Genomic DNA, 16,330 nt, shown 5'->3' with positions numbered 1-16,330 from the left:
TTAACTGCGGCCGGATTTTGGGTAAGAGAGGCTAGTCGGAACGGTCATCGACGCCCGAGCGGCGGCCGAGTCGGTCAAGCCATTCGATGAATCCCGATGCCTCCACTTCGGACGTACGATGCGTGAGGGTGTCGACACGTGGAGGCGGGACGGCCGTGCCCGCCACAGTCGCCGGATGCTTCGTGGAGGAGATTGTTCGATGCTGGGTCGCTCCGGCTGGTCCCGTGTCGCCAGGAGCATCCACACGCGCATTCTGCTGTCGTATATCGCGTTGATCATCCTCTCCGGCGGACTTTGCACGGTCGCCATTCACGAGGTGCTGATGATCCGGTTGGAAACCCGGATCAGCGAGGCGGTGCAGCAGGAGTTCGAGGAAATCAACCGGCTGCTTGCGGACGGCCGCGATCCGCGTACGGGTGCCGCCTTCACCTCCGTACAGGGGGTCTTCGACGTCTACTTCCGGCGCAACGTACCGAGTCAGGAGGAGGCCGTGCTCGCCTTCGCCGACGGCAGGTTGCACCACGCCGCACTGAGCCGGTTCCCGATCGGGCGGCTACCCGACGACACCATGCACGTCTTCGCCACCTCGGCGCGCTCGTACGCCCTCGCCGACGGCCGCCCTCCGATCGACCGGTACGACACCGCCCGTGGTGACGCCTACTACGGGATCCTGCCGGTACGGGTCGGCGCCAGCAGCGGGGCGTTCGTGGTCACGTTCCTGCCGGTCAGCCAGCGCCGGGAGATCGCCGAACTACAGACGTACGGAGCCGGCGCGGTGCTCGGCGTACTGGTGCTCGCCTCGGGTTGTGCCTGGCTGGTCACCGGCCGGGTGCTCGGTCCCGTACGCCAGCTCACCGAGACCGCCCGGCTGATCTCGCAGTCGGACCTGACCCGGCGGATCCCGGTCGGCCGGCAGGGCGAGGCGGCCGAGATGGCACTCACCTTCAACGCCATGCTCGACCGCCTGGAGGCGGTGTTCCGCCGGGAACGCGAATTCATCCTCGACGCGAGTCACGAACTGCGGGGACCATTGACCATCTCCATGGGCAATCTCAGCATGCTCGATCCCGAGGACACCGACCGTCCGGAATGGCGGGCCACCATCGCCCTGGTGACCGACGAACTGGAACGGATGGGCCGTATCGTCGGCGACCTCCAGTTGCTGGCCGACGTCGCCCACCCGCAATTCCTGCAACCGGAGCGCATCGACGTCGAATTGTTCGTCGCGGAACTCGCGGTGAAACTCAGCGCACTCGCGCCCCGACGCTGGCACGTCGACGACCTCGGCAGCGGCATCGTCGTGGCGGACCGGCACCGGCTCACCGAGGCGGTGATCAACCTGGCCGACAACGCCGTCCGGCACACCGAGGACACCGAGACCGTCGCCCTCGGCGCGGCCGTGACCGGCACCGAGTTCCGGCTGTGGGTACGCGACACCGGCTGCGGTGTACCCCTGGACGACCAGCCGCACATCTTCGACCGGTTCCGCCGGGGCAGCCACGCCCACCTGCGTTACCCCGGCTCCGGACTGGGCCTGTCCATCGTCCGCGCGATCGCGCAGGCGCACGGCGGGCGCGCCGAACTCGTCAGCCGGCCCGGTGCCGGCGCCACCTTCACCCTGGTGATACCCCGGCAGACAAGGGAGGGCTGGCACCTTGGCCAGGATTCTGATCGCTGAAGACGACCCGCGGATCGCTTCCTTCCTGGTGAAGGGACTGGCGGCCAACGGCTGGCAGACCGTGCACGTCACCGACGGCGAGCAGGCCGAGCAGTACGGCGCGACCGACGACTTCAACCTGCTCATCCTCGACATCGGCCTGCCCGTACGCAGCGGCCTGGAGGTGCTGCGGGCACTGCGTACCCGAGGGCGGCGGCTGCCGGTGCTGATCCTCACCGGCCGGGCACGGGCGCACGACGTGGTCGACTGCCTGGACGCGGGCGCCGACGACTACATGACCAAGCCGTTCCGGTTCGAGGAACTGCTGGCCCGGGTACGCGCCAGACTGCGTGACGTCGGCTCGGACGAGCCACGGGTGTTGGCCGCCGGTCCCGTACGCCTGGATCTCTGGACCCGGCAGGTCACCGTGCACGGCCGGGACGTGACCCTGACCGGTCGGGAGTACGCGCTGCTGGAGACCCTGGTCCGGCACGCCGGCCGGGTGCTCAGCCGGGAGCAGTTGCTCTCCCACGCCTGGGGCTACGACTTCGACCCCAGCACCAACCTCGTCAACGTCTACGTCTCCACGTTGCGCAAGAAACTGGGCGAGGACGTCATCGAGACGTTACGCGGCTTCGGCTACCGCCTCCGCACCACCTAACCACCCCCACCCCACCCCACGAGGCGCCTCTTGCAGAGAGAGTGGTTATTCGGCGTTCGTTAGCCACTCTTTCTCTACAAGAGGGGTGATCTTCTGGTGTGGACGCGGGGGTCGGGTTTTCGTCAGGCGAGGGTGCGGGTTTGGTTTGGCGCGTTGGGCGGCGGGATCGGGAACTCAGCCGATCGGACAGGGTCGGGCGCGGATCGATGAGCTGACCAGAAATCGGGCGGTTCGCGAGGGACGTCGAGCTTCCCGAGGTGGCCGGGATCGGGAAAACCCTCGGTTGGACGGTCCGTGACGGTCGAGTAACTGATTCACTTTCGACTATTCGGTTGTGTCGATCAAGAAAAATCCGGCGTCATACTGACCGCGCTCCACCTCAGGAGAAGGGATCTTGATGCTGCGTACGACGTTGTTTAGGATCTCTCAGGCATTGATATGTCTTCTGGTGCTCGGAGTGCTCATCGTGCCCCAGCAAGGGTCCTGGAGCGTTGACCCCTGGGTTCGCGCTGCGGTGGCTGTCACCCTCGTGCTTGCGGTCCTTCTGATCTACGACAACTTTGTCTACATCCGTCCCCTGGTTCGGTCGTACCCGCGTAAAATTGGCCAGGTGTCTACCCGGCGCGCTCGGGAGCTGCAAAGACTGGCGTCCGCCAACCGGATCATCGGAAGCGGTCAGGCGAGTGTGTTCGCCCTTGCCATTTCCACGCCATTCATGTTGCGCGAGCGGGTCGTCGAGCTTTACGAACCAGGCCAGCGTACGTTGCACCGGCGGGTGACGGTCGAGGTCCAGCTCCCGAAGCCGTTGGTGAAGACCTACCTCCGGGACGGCGAGCCACCCAGAGTTGGTGTGTCCGATCAACCAACCGGCCCATCCGCCGAAGGTCGACCGGGCCCGCTCGCGCCGCCGCTGCGCGGCGAAGAGAATCTCTCGCTCCACTTTCCCCTGATCATTGCCCGCAAGGGTGAACTACACGACAACTTCGTGGTGTCGGACGTCGAAGGGACCTACCTGCCGGTCCTCTCGTACCCTGAATGCCTGCAGTTCGTCGCGAGTGTCCTGCGTATGTTGCTGCTGAAGGCGTACAACTCTGGCAATTCACGGGCTGCGCTTTCCCCCGAGGTGCTGGAGGCAGAGAACCGAGCCCTCACGAGGATCATCAGACGCAACCTTCCGGAGAGCCCGGTCAGCCATCGGCCCCCCGTGTCGCAGCATCGTGACGACGACGACGAGGACGACGACGAGGAGGAGTCGAAGCGTCGGATCGAGGAGGAGCTGCTCAGGTTGGACGGGAAGTCCGGGCCGGACCTGCTCGGGATGCTTGTGCAGCCCATTTCTGACGAGCAGAAGAAAGCCGTCACCCGTCTGCTCAACTCCTTTCCTCCGCATGAGTTGTTGCGCAAGCTTGAGGCTCCGAACAAGAAGGCTCTGCTACTGGCGGCCGAGCTGGTACGCAAGCTCTCCGACAACTACGTGATCGTGGTACGCCTGCCCCGGCCGAGCGACGGCAGGTTCGTCGTGCACTACGAGGCGACGGTGATCCCGAGGCTCCGGCTCAGCAGGAGGGGCAAGTGGAGTCCGGTGGGCTGGCTGGGCGGGAGGATGCGGATCCTGCTGGGCGCGCGGCCCGTCCAACTCGCGGTCTCGCTCGCCAACGCCGGCACCGGCCGGAGCTACCACCTCAAGGTGCAGAGCCCAGAGGGCCTGTACCTGCGCAGCCAGGAGTTCGTGGACGCGGAAGAGTATCTGAAAGTGAAAGCGGACAAGGCGCCGACACTGCCTTATTACCGCTTCCGGCAGAGACTGGGGCAGTCGTACGCCCATTTTTATGCCAGGTTCCTCGCCGAGGTGCCCAATGTGCCGATGCGCCCCCCGCCCCGCATACGTTTCACCTTCATCGAAGTGCCCCCGGGTTCACTGTTCCGTGCGACCGTGGCATCCTCCGCGTGCTTCCTGTTGGTGCTGGTCGTGGGCAATCTGATGTCCCATGGCCACGATCCCGGCACGGACGCGCCGGCCTTTCTTCTCGCGTTTCCTGCGGTCGCCGCCACCTGGCTGGGCTTCGAGGCGCCGTCGCGCCGACTACTGGAGCCGACGCTCACCGCCCGGCTGGCCCTCGTCGGCACGACGCTCATCTCGGTCGCCGCCAGCGCCTTGTACATGGCCTTCAAGGCCACCAACGACGTCGACAACGGTTCGGGGGCACCGCGCTGGAACGACTCGGTTCTGCCGGGCGGGGTGTCGGTGTTGGGTGTGACGAACCTGTGGTGGGGGATCCTCGTATTGATCTCCTGTGTCATGTCGGCCTACGTGTTCCGTCTCTACGTCCTCCGCGTACGCGAGTTCATGCGCCTGTCGTCGCGTCGACACCTTGACGGAGGTGCCGAAGAAGCGTAGGCGTTCTCGGTTGCATCTGATAGATAGACTTGATTAATTAGAGATGGGGTGTTCGGGACCGTGGCGGAATCGGTGGCGAGGGGTGAGAAGCAGAATCTCATGCATAGGCTGATTGCACAGGTAAGCCACCTCGTAATGGTGGCGGGCGGTCAGATCATGAGGTCCCACAGGGCTCGACGAAGGCGATCCGGCGCGAACGATGCGGAGAACCGCGCCGGCTATTACGTGGACGCCAACGACTGGTCGGCGACCCGCGAGAAGGGTGATCTCTCGCCGGACGACGTTCTTGAGGTCGTCCGCGGTCTCGACGAGTACCTTGAGCCTGCGATGAGGAGCTTCGAACCACAGGCGGTGGGGACGCAACCACGATCCGCCGAGGGCGGCGTATAGGCGGCCCGAAGGGCCGGGCATTTGGCCGGGCATTTGTTTGCGTCGGCTTCGAGTGTTCGCCGCAGTCCGGCCACACCGGACCCGCGCAGCTCCGAACCGGCAGGAGTAAGGTGCCGCCGTGGCGAATCTCTTGAGGGGCGTGGCGGCCAGGGTCGGTCGGATGGCCAGGCGTGGGCCCGCCCCGGTTCCCGGCCAACCCACCCCCGCCCAGGTCGCACGTCGGCGGCAGCTCGCGGCGCTGCAACGGCGGGAGCTGACGTACGCGCCGGAGTTGGACGGGCAGGCCGATCCGGGCGAGATCGTGTGGACCTGGGTGCCGTACGAGGACGACCCCCGCCAGGGCAAGGACCGTCCCGTACTGGTGGTCGGGCGGCAGAGCCGGACCCTCTACGGCCTGATGCTGTCCAGCCAGAGCGAGCGCCACGGCCAGCGGAACTGGTTCGCCCTCGGCCCCGGCGAGTGGGATCGCGACAACCGGCCGAGCTTCCTGCGCCTCGACCGTGTGCTCACGATGCGCGAGGACAGCATCCGGCGTGAGGGTGCGGTGCTCGACCGTGGCCGGTTCGACCGGGTCTGCCAGGCGTTGCGTGCCGGCTACGGCTGGCGCTGACGACGGCACGGCACCCTGGCTGCCTGACGAGGGGTGAAGACGGTCGCTGGCACCGCCACCGCCGCCGTACGGAAGAACTCGCTCAGGCTGCCGGCGCGGCGTCGATCGGCGGATGGATCTGCTCGACCCGGTCCCGCTTGCCGTACATCTCCCAGTACCGGTCGGCGAGGTCGTCGGGGCTGACCAGTGGTGGTTCCATGCCGTCGGGCATCGCGACGTTGCCGGAGGCGAAGGCCTGGTGTGCCTCGCTGCCGGTGATCAGTGCGCTGACGGCGAGGGTGCCGACGTACACGCCTTGGTCGGCCAGCTCGCCGTGTAGCGAGTAGAGGTAGTTGCGGGTCGCGGCCATCACGGGGCCGACGCCGCTCAGGTACGGCATCGGCCGGGCGGCCGACAGTCCGTGTCCGACCAGGATCGCCCCGTCGCCGCGTTCGGTCATCTCCGGCAGCACGGCTCGGATCACCTCGACCGGCGTCAGCAGGTAGAGGTGCACGAGGGAGGTCAGCTTCTCGCCGTCGAGTTCGGCTGCCGGGGTGAAGCCGGTGACCCCGATCGGGGCGTACTCGATGACGTCGATCCGGCCGAAGCGGGCCCTGATCGCCGCGATCAGGGCGGGTACGGCGGTGGTGTCGGTGAGGTCGGCGGGAAAGGCGGCCGCTTCGATGCCCTCCGTGGCGAGTTGTTCGACCAGGGTGTCGAGCCGTTCCCTGCGTCGGGCGACGAGCGCCACCCGGTAGCCCTCGCGGCCGAACCGGCGGGCGACCGCGACACCGAGGCCGGTTCCGGCGCCGAAGACGGCTATCACCTTGGACATGGGATGCTCCTTTGGAGAAGAGATATCTTGAGGGGTGCCTCAAGTTCGGGGCAACGGTAGCACCTAACTTGAGGCATGCGTCAAGTTGGGCATTTGGGGGTACTGGTGAGCACGGGCAAAGCGGGTGATGCGGCGCAAAAGCCGGCATTGCGCCGGGATGCGCAGCGCAACCTGGAGAAGCTGACCGCCGCCGCGGTGGACGTGTTCCGGGAACGTGGACTGGACGCGCCGCTGGAGGAGATCGCCCAGCGTGCCGGGGTCAGCACCGGGACCCTCTACAACCGGTTCGGCACCCGCGAGGCGCTCATCGACGCGGTGGTACCGGGACTGGTGGCGGCCAGGCTCGACGCCGTCGCGGCCCGCGCCCACGCCTGCGCCGACCCGTGGCAGGGCTTCGCCCAGTACGTCACCGAGCTGTCCGAACTCCAGGCCACCGATCCGGCGCTGAACGACGTCGTGTCCCGCAGGTTCCCCGAGGCCGAACAGCTGCTGGCGCTCTGCTCGGGCCAGGTGGACCACGGTCGGCAGATCGTCGAACGGGCACAGCGGGCGGGCGCGCTGCGCGCCGACTTCACGCCCGAGGACCTGCCACTGATCTTCTGGTCGACCCAGGTCCTGGTCCGTGCCACCGCGGAGGTAGCCCCCGACGCGTGGCGTCGGGCCATCGGCCTCGTCCTCGACGGTTTGCGTACCGAAGCCGCCCACCCGCTCCCGGTCGAACCGCTCACCCCGGAACAGGTGCACCAGGCAATGCTCCACCTGGGCGAACGCAAGCCCCGGTGAGCAGCCGGTCCACTCAGGACCGGTCAGGATCGACCCGAACTGGTTTCATGGAGGGCCGGTGCGTCGGGCGAGGGGAGTAGGCCGTGGCAACCTGGCTCGGTCTGGTGGTCGCGATGGCGGCGCTGCTGGTTTCCGCGCTCACCGCGTACGTCGCCTATCGGCATCGGCGCGAGGACGTGCAGACCGCGCGGGTCACCGCGTACTTCCATTGGAACGTGGCATTCGCGAAAGTGTCATTGGGCGACGGGCAGGAGCCGGTGCAGGTCGGTTACAACCTTGTCGTGTGGAACCAGGGACCGGCATCGGCATTGCGCGTCGGACTGGTCATCATGGACACCGACGGGCGCGTGGTGGATCTCGCCGGGGTCGACGAGGACGAGTTCCCACTCGACCGGCTCGACGGCGGCGGACGTTATCCGGTGCAGTTTGCCGCGCGGGACAAGCGTTATCACGGTGTCCGGCGTTACCAGGCGAAGCTCACCTGGACCGACGGCAACGGTCGACACGAACATGTCGTCCCACTGCGCAAGGGCCAGACCAGTCTGTAGCCGTGGCAGGCATCGGCCGCCGGACGTCAGTCGTCGTCGAACGGTTCGTCGTTCCACCGCCACCATGCCTGCTCGTCGCGGACGTGCAGCAGGAACTCCGGCACCCGGAAGCCGTCCGGGTCGACCAGTCCGATACCCGCCGCCCGCATCGCCTCGTACGAGGCCACCTGCGCCGGTACGTCCTCGTCGGCGCTGTTCAGCAGCCGGATGTCCTCCTCGAAGAGCGCCCGGAACCGCCCGTACGCGGGCAGCGACTCGAACCGGGCGTGCAGCCAGGGGAAGTCTCCGCCGTCGACGACGAGGTCGCCCAGTAGCTCGTCTCCGGCGTACAGTCGCCAGATCCTGCTCGTCTGCGCCACAGTCACTTCCTCCGCGTCCGACACGACGGCCGTCGTCACGACAGCCGTCCGCCGTGACCGCCCGGAAGCCTACGGGCCCGCGTCCGCTAATACGTCGAGTGCCGGTCGGCTAAGAGAGCCGACCTTACTGTGGAGTCGATGGCCGAGCGCCGATTACGGATTTTAGAAAAAAATCAGGGAAATGAGATTGATACGACAGCTCGATGGCTCCGTTAAGCCGATCCGGCAAACGCTAAGGGAGACTTAAGGGAGAAATAATCGTTCCGACTCGAAGTCAGTGGGGGTGCGCTCGTAGTCTTCGTTCTCGGAAGAAAGGTGTGCCCCCCACATGAATTTGCGACCCACTCCCAGACAACGTCGTTCCGTCACCGCGCTGCTGCTGCTGAGCGTCGCGCTCGCCGGTGGATGCAAGGAACTGCCGGGCACCCCCGGTGCGTCCGGTCCGTCCGGCGACGCCGGCATGGGCTCGACCGGCCCCTCGGCGCCGACGACCGGCGCCCCGGGCAGCCCCTCGGCGACGCCGGGCGCTCCGGGCGCCTCGGCCACCCCGGGCGCCCCGGGTACGTCGGCCACCCCGCCGACCGGCACCAACCCGCCCACCTCGGTCGGTGGCTGGATCACCATCGACCCGGCCGCGCAGGCCGCCGCGACCGCGGCGTTCTTCGCCCGCAAGCCCAAGCCGGTGACCGGCAACCCGGTCAAGGTGCCCGAGTTCAACGTCGGCTGTACGACCAGCCACCACAACAGCGACGACCCGATCGTGCTGCCGAACCTGGCCGGTGCCTCGCACAACCACACGTTCTGGGGCAACAAGTCGACGAACGCCAACTCGACCGCGGAGTCGCTGCGGGCGGCCACCGCCACCACCTGCAACTCGCCGCAGGACCACTCGGCCTACTGGGTGCCGACGATGCTCCAGAACGGCAAGGTCGTCGACCCCGACGAGATCACCGTCTACTACGGTTCCCGCCTCAAGGACCCGAGCAAGACCCAGCCGTTCCCGTTCGGCCTGCGCATGATCGTCGGTGACGCGAAGAACCAGGTCGACACCCCGGACAAGCAGGGTAACCACTTCTGGTGCGCCGGCATCGGCGGCGAGGTCGGCCGGAGCGCCGACGGAACCTTCCCGGTCTGCGCCAAGACCGCGCACATCGTCCGCCAGATCACCTTCCCGGACTGCTGGGACGGCAAGCACCTGGACAGCCCGGACCACAAGGCGCACATGGCCAACGGTGACCACACCGGGGCCTGCCCGAAGAGCCACCCGGTACCGGTCCCCTCGGTGTCGTTCGTGATCTCGTACCCGCTGAGCGCCAACACGGACGGGATCACCCTCGCGTCCGGCACCTCGTTCTCGATGCACGCGGACTTCTTCAACGCGTGGGAGGACGACGCGCTCGCCGCACGGGTTCGTAACTGCCTCGACCAGGGCGTGAAGTGCAACTCGGCCGGTAACTTCTAGTTATCGCGGCACTACGTCTCCAGGCGACGGCGGCACGGTTCTCCCCGATCGGGGCTGACCGGCCGCCGTCGTCGTCGTTGCGGCGTACTCGCCGTGGCGGCCGGCGCCGGCGGCGAACCGGGCGGCACCGGCAGCCGCGTCGGCGGCCAGCGAGTGCATGCCGTACCCGAGTTCGGTGGCGAGCGCGGCCGGCTCCGGTTGGCCGGCGCCCGCGAGCAGCGCCTGCCGGTCGTTACGCAGGCAGGTCTGTGGAAATTCGGCGAGCTGCGCGGCCAGTTCCTCCGCCGCCGCTCGCGCACCGCCGGGCGGGGCCAGCCGGTTGACCAACCCCATCTCGTACGCCTCGACGGCGGGCACCGGGCGCCCGGTCAGGATCAGGTCCATCGCCCGGCTCTCGCCGATCAGCCGGGGCAGCCGGACGGTGCCACCGTCGATCAAGGGCACTCCCCAGCGTCGACAGAAGACACCGAGCACCGCGTCGGACTCGGCGATCCGCAGGTCGCACCAGAGGGCCAGTTCGAGTCCCCCGGCGACCGCGTACCCGGAGATGGCGGCGATCACCGGCTTGCCGAGTCGCATCCGGGTCGGCCCCATCGGCCCGTCGCCGTCGGGTTCGACCCGGTTGCCGCTCGGCGTACCCATGGCTTTCAGGTCGGCGCCGGAGCAGAACGTGCCGCCGGTGCCCCAGAGCACGGCGACGGAGGCCGACGGGTCCGCGTCGAAGGCTCGGAAGGCGTCGGCAAGTGCACGGGCGGTGGGCCCGTCGACCGCGTTGCGGCGTTCCGGCCGGTCGAGGACCACTGTCGTCACCGGACCGTTGCGTTCCACCCGTACGACCATCGGTCCAGGATGCCCCGGACCCGCCGGCTGCGGAACCGACCGCGCGGTTTTGCCCAGGTCGCGCCCGTGTGCTCCGTCCTGCGGGGTCGGGGGACCAGCGGTGAGCACGCCGAGGCAGTAGTGTCGCCGGGACCGAGCGGTATTCCGGGCGATGTGGAGGAGGGCCGGGGTGGGTAGCTGGGGCAGGGGCAACTTCGACAGCGACACCGCGGCAGACCATCTCGGCATGGTCACCGGTCGACTGGTTGCCGAGGTGGCGCAGGCGATGTCCGGGGATCCGGTCGAGATCGAGCCGGACGAATACTGGGGTGTCGCCGTACCGTGCAATCTGGAACTGCTCTGCCTCCTGTCGGAGCAGCGGTACGTGGGCGTCGAGCTGCCGTCGGAGCAGACGATCGCCGATTGGAAGCAGCGCTACCTGGCCGTCTGGGACGACAGCATCGGTGAGCTGGAGCCGACCGGCGACTACGTGACGCAGCGGCGGGCGACGCTGGTCAGCACCTTCGACCGGTTGGCCGCCGAGGCCCGCCGGCAGGCCGGCGCCGACCGGGACTGACCGGGCTCAGCCGCGGTCGAGGCCGGCGTGGCGGCGGGTGGTCTCGGTGACCGCTACCCAGTCCTGGTCCGACTGGCCGTGGGCGACAGCTTCGGTGAAGAGATCGCGGAGCACGCTGCCGAAGGCCAGCGGGACCCGGTGTGAGCGCGCGGTGTCCAGCGCCAAATCGACGTCCTTGCGGCCGAGCGCCAGCTTGAACGCGACCGGCTGGTAGTCCCGGGCGGCGATCATCGCCCCGTAACCCTGGTAGACCGGCCCGGTGAACAAGCCCTCGGTGAGGATGTCGACCAGGAGCGTCGGGTCCAGGTCGGCGGCCTCGGCCACCGTGGTGGCCTCGGCCAGCGCCTCGATCGAACAGGCGATCAGGTAGTTGCCGAGGATCTTGACCAGGTTGGCGTGCGCGGGCTGGTCACCCACCGTCCAGGTCCGGCGACCGAGTACGTCGAACAGCGGTTGCACCTTCGCGATGGCGGCGGTGTCGCCGGCAGCGAGAATGGTCAGGTTGCCGGCCCGGGCCACCTCGGTACGCCCGAGCACGGGCGCGGCGACGTAGTGCAGCCCGTGGGCGCGGTGCTGCCGATCGGCCCTGCCGGCCAGGTCGGCGCTCACGGTGGCCATGTTGACGTGCACGGCTCCTGCGGGCGCCGCGGCCAACAGCCGGTCGTCGAGCAGATTCTCGATCACGGCGGCGTCGTCGGCCAGCATGCTGATCACCACCTCCGAGCCGAAGACCTCGGCCAGCTCGGTGGCGGCGGTGGCGCCGCGCGCGGCGAGTTCCCGGACCGGTTCGGGAGACCGGTTCCAGACCAGGACCGGGTAGCCGGCGTCGAGCAGGTTCCCGGCCATGGCACTGCCCATGGCGCCGAGTCCGACAAATCCGATTTTCATGCTGGTCACACTCCTGGTCGCGGCGATCCGGTGTGTCGACGGGCGGCCCCGCCCACACCGATCGCGACGGGTTACCGGCCACCGGCGGGACGAGACTAGCGCATGGAACCGGCTAAGGTGGTTCCATGGTTGGTGACTGGCGACGTCCGCAACGCTCGGAGAATTTCCGCTGGGGCAACGGCCGGCTCGCGTTCGCGTACTGCGCGACGCTGGGCGACCGGGGCTCGGCGACCCCGATCGAGCGGCTGACCAGCGTCGACGCCCTGCTGCTCTGGGCGGTCGAGGCACAGCTCGCCGATCCCGCCGGCCCACCGCCGGCCGCCCTCGGACCCGCCCTGGCGTTGCGCGAGGCGATCTACGCCACCGGTCGGGCGGTGAGTCTGGCCGAGCAGCCGGACGGCGACGACGTGGCGCTGGTCAACGACTGGGCCGGCCGGCCCGGTGCCGTACCGCAGCTCGTGGTGGCGGGGCCGGGTCAGCCGTACAGCCGGATCCGGGCGACCTCGATCGACCAGATCCTGGCCGACATCGCCCGCGACGCGGTCGACGCGATCGGCAACTCACCCCTTCGGGTACGCCGCTGCGCCGCGCCGACCTGCCGGGGCGTCTTCCTCGACGACTCACCCGCCGCCACCCGTCGCTGGTGTTCGATGTCCACCTGCGGCAACCGGAGCAAGAAGGCCACCTACCGCCAGCAGCACGCGGTGGATGCGGGTCAGAGGCCGTAACCGAGTTCCTCGGCGGCGACCGCCCAGAGCTGGTTCTCGTCGCGTACGGCATCGGGGTCGATCTTGCCGATCTGGTCGGCGGTCGCGACGGCCAGCGCCTCCAGCGCCTCGTCGTCGTCCTCGTCGATCCGCCGGGCCCGGCGCTTCGCTCGGGAGTAGATCCCGGCCGCCTCGACGAGCTTTTCCAGCGATCGGTTGACCAGCGCCGGCGGCTCGTCCTCGGTGGTGATCAGGACCGTCCCGTCGGCACGGTCGACCACCAGGCGGGCCACGTCCGGGTCCTCGCACAGCACCGCGACCACCCGCTCGCCGATCGTGAGCTCGGGCAACGGCGACGGCAACCAGCGCCCTTCGACGGGCACCTTCGTGTACGTGATCGGCCGCAGCGCGGCCAGGGTGTCCATGATCGTCTCGTCGGATAGCACGGTGTAGGAGCATGGCACAGCCGTACCACCGGGCCTGGGTAGCCCTGGTCCACTGTGGACTCGGTTTTGAAATCGTCGGAAGTCGATCGGGTTGTGATCACTTTGATGCGCTCTAGATCATGCGGGTGGGATGGTCGAGCCGTTGATCGGAAAAGTGACACCCGTACGCTGTGAGCTTTCCGACTGTCGACAATCCGGCCGCCCCGAAAATGGGGAGCTATAACACCGACGGGTACCGTCCTGTCGTGCCCGACACCCCCCAGCGGCTGATCGCCGACCGATACCGGCTTGTCCGGCCGCTCGGGCAGGGCGGCATGGGTCGCGTCTGGCAGGCCCGCGACGAAATGCTCGAACGCGATGTGGCCATCAAGGAGTTGGTGCCGCCACCCGGACTGACCGATGACGAGCGCCGGGAAATGCGCGAACGTTCCCTGCGTGAGGCACGTGCGATCGCCCGTCTCGACCAGGTGAACGTCGTACGGATCTTCGACGTGCTCATTGCCGACGAAGACCCGTGGATCGTGATGGAACTCGTACCGTCCCGGTCGCTGCACGAGGTGCTCCGGACCGAGGGCGCGATGCCACCGCCCCGGGTGGCCCACATCGGACTGGGCGTGCTGGCCGCGCTACGGGCCGCGCACCGGGCCGGACTGCTGCACCGTGACGTCAAGCCGGCCAACGTACTGCTCGCGGAGGACGGTCGGGTGGTGCTGACCGACTTCGGCCTCGCCACGGTGCCCGGCGACCCGCACGTGACGCGTACCGGCATGGTGCTCGGCTCACCCGCGTACCTCGCCCCGGAACGGGCCACCGACGGCATCGTCGGCCCGGCCGCCGACCTCTGGTCGCTCGGCGCCACCCTCTACTCCGCCGTGGAGGGACGTACGCCGTACAACCGGTCGACGGCGATCGCCACCCTGGCCGCGCTCGCGACCGAACTGCCACCTCCGCCCCAGCGCGCGGGCCTGCTGACCGCGCTGCTCGAAGGGCTGCTGCGCCGCGACCCTGAGCAGCGGCTCGGTGCCGAGGAGGCGGATCGTCTGCTCCGCCGGGCAACGGCGTACTACGCCGTCGACCCGGTCGACCCGATCGGGCTGCTCGGAGCGGTGGACCTAGGCGGACCAGCCGGCTCGATCGACTCGCTCGGCTCGCCGGGCTCGGGTGGCTCGGGTGGTTCCACCGGGCGGCCGCGCCCGCCGATCGTGCCGGAGTTCGTCGCCGACACCTCCGGCTCGGCCGGTGGGGTGGACCCGGACCAGGGCCCAGGGAGAGTGACCACGGGGGCCGGAGTCGCCGGCCCGGTCACCGGGTCCGGCTCCACGGGCACCCCGCCCCCACCCGGTTCGACGGGCACTCCGCTCCCACCCGGCTCCACGGGCACCCCGCCCCCACCCGGTTCGACGGGCACCCCGCTCCCAGCCGGTTCGACGGGCACTCCGCTCCCAGCCGGTTCGACGGGCACTCCGCTCCCAGCCGGCGTTGCGGCGTCGGTCATGCCGTCCCAGTCCGGTGTCTCCGACGCCGGGGTCGGTGCGGCGGCGGATTCCACGCCGGTCCGGCGACGGCGCCGCTTGCTGATCGGGTCGCTGACGGCGGTGTTGCTGCTCGTACTCGGGGTGACCGCGTCGCTTATCAACGGGGAATCGGTCGGCTTCCTCGACGGTGAGCCGGATCCGAACTCGTCGACCAAGCCGAACACCAGCCCGTCCGGCGTCTCCGAGGCGTCGATGAACAGGGTTGTCCCGCCACCGGCCGCGGGCTGGCACTACTACCGGGACAGCCCCAATCTGGCCGTGCCGGTGCCGGACGGTTGGCAGTCGCATCGTGACGGCGACCGGATCGAGTTCCGCGAGCCGGAGGGTAGCCGGGTGCTCGCCATCGAGGAACTTCGGTCGATCAAGTCGGACCTGGTCGCCGAGTTGAAGGCGCGGGACCAGGCGGAACGGGACGCTGGGCGGTACCCCGACTACCGCCAGATCCGTCTCGGCACGATCAACTACCACGTACGGGCGGCGGAACGAGAGTGGACGTACACCGCCGAGAACGGCGTGCTGACGCATGCGATCAGCCGTACGTTCGTGAGCTTCAACGGCCAGGCGTACACCATCGGTTGGACCACCACGGACGCCGAGTGGGCGACCAGCAGGGGTGCCTTCGCCCTGATCGTGGACGGTTTCCACGGCTTGCCGCCGCCGGGCGGTCCGCCGCCGGGTCGGCCGGGTGGCCCACCGCCGGGACAGCCCGGTCCGCCGGGACAGCCGCCGCCCGGCCAGGGCGGGCAGAACGGGGATCACGGGCAGCCGCCGTTGCCGCCACCGCCGCCGAGGCCGAGTGACGTGCCGGCGGGGAATTCGATCGTCAACGTCGGCAGCGGCCGGTGCGTCGACATCCCGGACAGCGTCGCCGCCGACGGCGTCGGGGTGCAGATGTGGGACTGTCACCAGCCCCCTGGCCAGCTCTGGACCTTTCCCACCGACGGTACGGTCCGCTCGCTGGGCAAGTGCCTCGACGTTTCGGACCGGTCGACCATCAGTGGCGCGGCGGTCGAACTCGCCGACTGCGACGGCGGCGCCTCCCAGGATTTCACCCTCAACAGCTCCGCCGACCTGGTGAACGTACGGGCCGACAAGTGTGTCGACGTGCTCGACGGCAATCCTGAGAACGGCGCCCAGTTGCAGATCTGGGACTGCACCGGCGCGCCCAACCAGAAGTGGCGCCTGGGCTGACTCGGATGGGTTAAACAGTGGACAGTCGGCCGCGTCAGGGATACCTTGACGTAGTGGATCAGTTGATGAGTGTCGCGCTGACCGTCGACGTGGCACCGGCAGCCCTGGCCGCCGAGCATGCGGCGGCCAACGAGGCCAGCCAGCAGGCCGACCTGCTGCTCGGCGGTCGACCCGTACCCGGCTCCGAGCAGTGGCAGGCCGAGCAGGACAGCCCCGTCGGCGCCCAACGCGAGGTGGCCGCCCAACTTCTCCGGTTCCGGATCGAGTTGAAAACCGGCATCGACCCGATGGGCAGCCTGATCGGACTCCGCCGCTGGGGCGTGACCTGGGAACTCATCGCACGGGCCGCCGGCATCAGTCGCCAGGCCGCACACGAGCGCTGGGGTCGACGCGTACGTCAGGTGCTCGACCCGTACGGCACCGGCGAACTGCCCGGCCCCATCGCAGACGACGAAGCCGACCTAACCTGATCCCCGGTCGCCCCG

General features: G+C 68.8%; 16 protein-coding genes and 2 pseudogenes. 12 read left to right on the top strand and 6 right to left on the bottom strand.

Going from position 1 to position 16,330, the window contains the following annotated elements:
• The first annotated feature begins 199 nt into the window (after positions 1-199).
• From AB0J90_RS16825 to AB0J90_RS16805, 5 genes are all read left to right on the top strand, one after another.
• Entirely contained in the window at positions 200-1,678 is a 1,479-nt protein-coding gene (locus tag AB0J90_RS16825; RefSeq protein ID WP_363596679.1) for an ATP-binding protein, read from the top strand.
• Positions 1,656-2,318 (top strand): response regulator transcription factor, encoded by a 663-nt coding sequence (locus AB0J90_RS16820; protein ID WP_363596677.1) that lies wholly within the window; start codon positions 1,656-1,658, stop codon positions 2,316-2,318. Before AB0J90_RS16825 ends, AB0J90_RS16820 begins: the two co-directional genes overlap by 23 nt.
• Positions 2,319-2,832: 514 nt before the next feature.
• Positions 2,833-4,716 (top strand): hypothetical protein, encoded by a 1,884-nt coding sequence (locus AB0J90_RS16815; protein ID WP_363596675.1) that lies wholly within the window; start codon positions 2,833-2,835, stop codon positions 4,714-4,716.
• Between the two features lie 60 nt (positions 4,717-4,776).
• The gene (locus tag AB0J90_RS16810) at positions 4,777-5,106 is read left to right on the top strand and encodes a hypothetical protein (protein WP_363596673.1); all 330 of its coding nucleotides are present in this window, start codon (positions 4,777-4,779) and stop codon (positions 5,104-5,106) included.
• Between the two features lie 118 nt (positions 5,107-5,224).
• Entirely contained in the window at positions 5,225-5,716 is a 492-nt protein-coding gene (locus AB0J90_RS16805) for a type II toxin-antitoxin system PemK/MazF family toxin (protein ID WP_363596671.1), read from the top strand.
• A gap of 82 nt (positions 5,717-5,798) precedes the next feature.
• Here the strand turns inward: AB0J90_RS16805 and AB0J90_RS16800 are convergent, their stop codons facing one another.
• Complete coding sequence (locus tag AB0J90_RS16800; protein WP_363596669.1) at positions 5,799-6,530, bottom strand: SDR family NAD(P)-dependent oxidoreductase; 732 nt, start codon at positions 6,528-6,530, stop codon at positions 5,799-5,801.
• 105 nt (positions 6,531-6,635) lie between these two features.
• Between AB0J90_RS16800 and AB0J90_RS16795 the strand changes: the two genes are divergently transcribed.
• Entirely contained in the window at positions 6,636-7,313 is a 678-nt protein-coding gene (locus AB0J90_RS16795) for a helix-turn-helix domain-containing protein (RefSeq protein ID WP_363596667.1), read from the top strand.
• An 83-nt stretch (positions 7,314-7,396) separates the two neighbouring features.
• Complete coding sequence (locus AB0J90_RS16790; RefSeq protein WP_363596665.1) at positions 7,397-7,861, top strand: hypothetical protein; 465 nt, start codon at positions 7,397-7,399, stop codon at positions 7,859-7,861.
• A gap of 26 nt (positions 7,862-7,887) precedes the next feature.
• Here AB0J90_RS16790 and AB0J90_RS16785 read toward each other — a convergent pair whose 3' ends face one another.
• Complete coding sequence (locus AB0J90_RS16785; RefSeq protein ID WP_363596663.1) at positions 7,888-8,220, bottom strand: hypothetical protein; 333 nt, start codon at positions 8,218-8,220, stop codon at positions 7,888-7,890.
• 328 nt (positions 8,221-8,548) lie between these two features.
• Here AB0J90_RS16785 and AB0J90_RS16780 point away from each other — a divergent pair, with 328 nt between their 5' ends.
• Positions 8,549-9,682 (top strand): DUF1996 domain-containing protein, encoded by a 1,134-nt coding sequence (locus tag AB0J90_RS16780; RefSeq protein ID WP_363596661.1) that lies wholly within the window; start codon positions 8,549-8,551, stop codon positions 9,680-9,682.
• Positions 9,683-9,763: 81 nt separating this feature from the next.
• Here AB0J90_RS16780 and AB0J90_RS16775 read toward each other — a convergent pair.
• A pseudogene (locus AB0J90_RS16775) lies at positions 9,764-10,522 on the bottom strand (crotonase/enoyl-CoA hydratase family protein); the annotation flags it as partial.
• Positions 10,523-10,691: 169 nt separating this feature from the next.
• Between AB0J90_RS16775 and AB0J90_RS16770 the strand changes: the two are divergent.
• Positions 10,692-11,078: a DUF4259 domain-containing protein gene (locus AB0J90_RS16770; RefSeq protein WP_363596659.1), complete on the top strand. Its 387-nt coding sequence runs from the start codon at positions 10,692-10,694 to the stop codon at positions 11,076-11,078.
• A 6-nt stretch (positions 11,079-11,084) separates the two neighbouring features.
• Here AB0J90_RS16770 and AB0J90_RS16765 read toward each other — a convergent pair whose 3' ends face one another.
• Both AB0J90_RS16765 and AB0J90_RS16760 read right to left on the bottom strand, forming a co-directional pair.
• Positions 11,085-11,495, bottom strand: a complete 411-nt coding sequence (locus AB0J90_RS16765) for an NAD-binding protein (RefSeq protein WP_363596845.1) — start codon at positions 11,493-11,495, stop codon at positions 11,085-11,087.
• Between the two features lie 15 nt (positions 11,496-11,510).
• Positions 11,511-12,035: pseudogene (locus AB0J90_RS16760) on the bottom strand (NAD(P)-binding domain-containing protein); the annotation flags it as partial.
• A gap of 56 nt (positions 12,036-12,091) precedes the next feature.
• Here AB0J90_RS16760 and AB0J90_RS16755 point away from each other — a divergent pair.
• Positions 12,092-12,694, top strand: coding sequence for a CGNR zinc finger domain-containing protein (locus tag AB0J90_RS16755; protein ID WP_363596657.1), 603 nt, complete (start codon positions 12,092-12,094; stop codon positions 12,692-12,694).
• Here AB0J90_RS16755 and AB0J90_RS16750 read toward each other — a convergent pair.
• Complete coding sequence (locus AB0J90_RS16750; RefSeq protein WP_363596655.1) at positions 12,682-13,119, bottom strand: SUKH-4 family immunity protein; 438 nt, start codon at positions 13,117-13,119, stop codon at positions 12,682-12,684. The genes AB0J90_RS16755 and AB0J90_RS16750 overlap by 13 nt on opposite strands.
• 245 nt (positions 13,120-13,364) lie before the next feature.
• On the opposite strand from AB0J90_RS16750, the gene AB0J90_RS16745 reads away from it, so the two are divergent.
• Both AB0J90_RS16745 and AB0J90_RS16740 read left to right on the top strand, forming a co-directional pair.
• Positions 13,365-15,845 (top strand): serine/threonine protein kinase, encoded by a 2,481-nt coding sequence (locus AB0J90_RS16745; protein ID WP_363596653.1) that lies wholly within the window; start codon positions 13,365-13,367, stop codon positions 15,843-15,845.
• A 53-nt stretch (positions 15,846-15,898) separates the two neighbouring features.
• Complete coding sequence (locus tag AB0J90_RS16740; RefSeq protein ID WP_363596651.1) at positions 15,899-16,315, top strand: hypothetical protein; 417 nt, start codon at positions 15,899-15,901, stop codon at positions 16,313-16,315.
• The last annotated feature ends 15 nt before the right edge of the window (positions 16,316-16,330 follow it).

The sequence above is a fragment of the Micromonospora sp. NPDC049523 genome, assembly GCF_040676775.1.
Classification (GTDB): Bacteria; Actinomycetota; Actinomycetes; order Mycobacteriales; family Micromonosporaceae; genus Micromonospora_G.
The sequence above is the reverse complement of the archived record's forward strand: the minus strand, read 5'-3'. Positions and strand labels throughout refer to the sequence as shown.